Genomic DNA, 2,911 nt, shown 5'->3' on the forward strand with positions numbered 1-2,911 from the left:
TGGCCGGCATCTACGCCCAAGTCCTGGGCCTCGACCAAGTCGGCGTCGACGACTCCTTCTTCGAACTCGGCGGCGACAGCATCTTGTCGATGCAGGTGGCGGCCCGGGCTCGGGCGGCCGGTCTGTTGTGCCGGCCGCGTGATGTGTTCGTCGAGCAGACCGTGGCCCGGCTGGCCGGCGTGGCCGTGTTGGCCGACGGTGAGACCGGCCCGGTCGATGAGGGCATCGGGCAGGTGATACCCACCCCGATCATGCGGTGGCTGGCCAGCTTGGCCGGTCCCGTCGAGCAGTTCAACCAGACGATGCTTTTGCAGGCCCCGGCGGGAGCGAGCGAGGCCGACGTGGTGGCCCTGCTGCAGGCGCTACTGGACCGCCATGTCATGTTGCGGGCGCGTGTCGAGAACGACGGTGGCACGAGGCGTTGGTCGTTGACCGTCCCGGAGCCAGGGTCGGTGCATGCTGGCGACTGCCTGCACTCGGTGGATGTGTTGTCGGTGCAGGCGGTGGCGGCGGCACGGTCGCGGTTGAATCCGGCAGCTGGGGTGATGCTCAGCGCGCTGTGGGTGGCTGACAGCCGCCAGTTGGCGTTGATCATTCACCATCTCGCCGTCGACGGGGTGTCATGGCGAATCCTGTTGGAGGACCTCAACACTGCCTGGGTCCAGCACCGGGCGGGCCAGCCGGTGGCATTGCCTGCCATCGGCACGTCGTTTGCGCGGTGGTCCTCGCTGCTGGCCGACTACGCGCGCGCCCCGCACGTCGTACAACTGGCGGAGGCGTGGCGGCAGGTCGCGGCAGCCCGTGCGGTGCTGCCGGCGGTGCGCCCGGAGGTCGACACCTATGAAAGCGCTGGGCACTTGTCGACGGCGCTGGATGTGGAAACCACCCGGATGCTGTTGGGGGAGGTGCCGGCAGCCTTTCATGCCGGGGCCCACGAGGTTTTGTTGATCGCGTTCGGGTTGGCGGTGGCCCGGTTTGTCGGCAGCGGCGACGCACCCATCGGCATCGACGTCGAGGGTCATGGCCGGCACGAGGAACTGGGCGCCGATGTGGATTTGTCGCGCACGGTGGGCTGGTTCACCACCAAATATCCGGTGTCGCTGAAGGTGAATGGGCTGTCGTGGGGACAGGTGGCGGCCGGCGAGGCCGGGCTTGGGGCGCTGGTCAAAGACGTCAAAGAGCAGCTGCGCGCCCTGCCCAACGAGCTGTCCTACGGTGTGCTGCGCTACCTGAACACAGAGGTCGATTTGGGCGACTCAGACCCGCCGATCGGCTTCAATTACCTAGGGCGGCTTGGTGTTTCGGCGGCCGAGGTCGGCGACGAGGTATGGCGCATCAGCGACGAAGGCTTGTCGTTGACCGCTGCCGGCGCGGCGCTGCCGATGCCGTTGGCGCACACCGTAGATCTCAATGCCGCCACCGTGGACACCGATTCCGGTCCGCAGCTGCAGGCCAACTGGATCTGGGCGCCGTCCGCATTGGATGAGGCGCAAATCGGTGAGCTGAACCAGTTGTGGTTCGAGGCGCTGGCCGGGATCTGCACGCATGTGCGCCGCGGTGGGGGCGGATTGACGCCGTCGGACATCGTCCCCGCCCGGTTGAGCCAGCGACACATCGACCAGCTGGCCCAGCACTACCAGATCGCAGACATCTTGCCGCTCACCCCACTGCAACAGGGGTTGCTGTTTCACGCCAGCACCGCCGTCGAGGGCGGCGAGGACGTGTATGTGTTGCAACTGAATCTCGCATTAAGCGGGCCGCTCGAGCAGCACCGGCTGCGTGAGGCCGTGCACAACGTCGTCAACCGGCACCCGAATCTGGTGGCCCGATTCTGCGAAAAGTTCGATGAGCCGGTGCAGATCATCCCGGCCGATCCCGCGCCGGGATGGCGCTACCTGGAACTCAACGATGCCGACCCCGACGAGATTCGGCGGGTGTGCGCTGTCGAGCGCGCCGCGATCCGTGACCTGGCTGAGGAGCCCGCGTTTCGGGTGGCGTTGATCCGCACCGGCGACGAGCGACACCAGTTGGTGGTGACCGTTCATCACATGGTGGCCGATGGGTGGTCGTTGCCGATTGTGGTGCGGGAGATCTTCGCCGGCTATGGCGGGCAACGGTTGTCGGCGGCCACGCCGTATCGCCGCTTTATGGACTGGCTGGCCGAGCGCGACCATGATGCGGCACGCGCCGCATGGGCCGAGGTGTTGGCCGGGTTTGACACACCCACGTTGGTGGCCGAGCCGGGCCGGCCGGGGTCGGGACGGCGCGATGTGGCCTCGTTCGCCGTGCCGGCCGAGACCACCCGGGCGCTGGGCGAGTTGGCCCGCTCACGGCAGGTCACGGTCAATACGGTGCTGCAGGGCGGGTGGGCGGTGCTGTTGGCCGTGTTGACCGGTCGACACGACGTGGTTTTCGGTACCACGGTCTCGGGGCGGCCAGCCGAGCTGCACGGCGCCGAGTCGATGGTGGGGATGCTGATCAACACGGTGCCGGTGCGCGCACGCATGAGCGCGGCCACCACCATCGCGCACCTGTTGGATCAGCTGCAACACAACCACAACCACACCCTGGAGCATCAGCATGTGGCGCTGGCCGACATCCATCGCCTGGTCGGTCATGACCAGTTGTTTGACACCCTGTTTGTGTTCGAGAACTATCCACTCGACACCGCCGCGCTGTCGAACAGCGGCGGGTTGGCGGTCACCGAGTTCAGTAACTGGGAGTACAACCACTACCCGCTGGCCGTGCAGGCGCTGCCCGGCAATGAACTCGGTTTGCGCGTCGAATACGACACCGAGCTGTTCACTCCCGCCGACATCCACAGGCTGATCGATCGTTTGGAGCGGGTGTTGGTGGCGATGACCTCCGATCCGACACAGGCAATCTCGTCGGTGGGTGTGGTTGACGGGGT

1 protein-coding gene is annotated in these 2,911 nt (G+C 66.6%); it reads left to right on the top strand.

What is annotated here, in order from left to right; translation table 11 throughout:
- Positions 1-2,911, top strand: a 2,911-nt coding sequence (locus AWC14_RS08295) for a condensation domain-containing protein (RefSeq protein ID WP_249026320.1), incomplete at both ends; no start/stop codon positions are given.

Origin of the sequence: Mycobacterium kyorinense (assembly GCF_002101735.1) — a bacterium.
In the GTDB taxonomy this organism is placed as follows: domain Bacteria; phylum Actinomycetota; class Actinomycetes; order Mycobacteriales; family Mycobacteriaceae; genus Mycobacterium; species Mycobacterium kyorinense.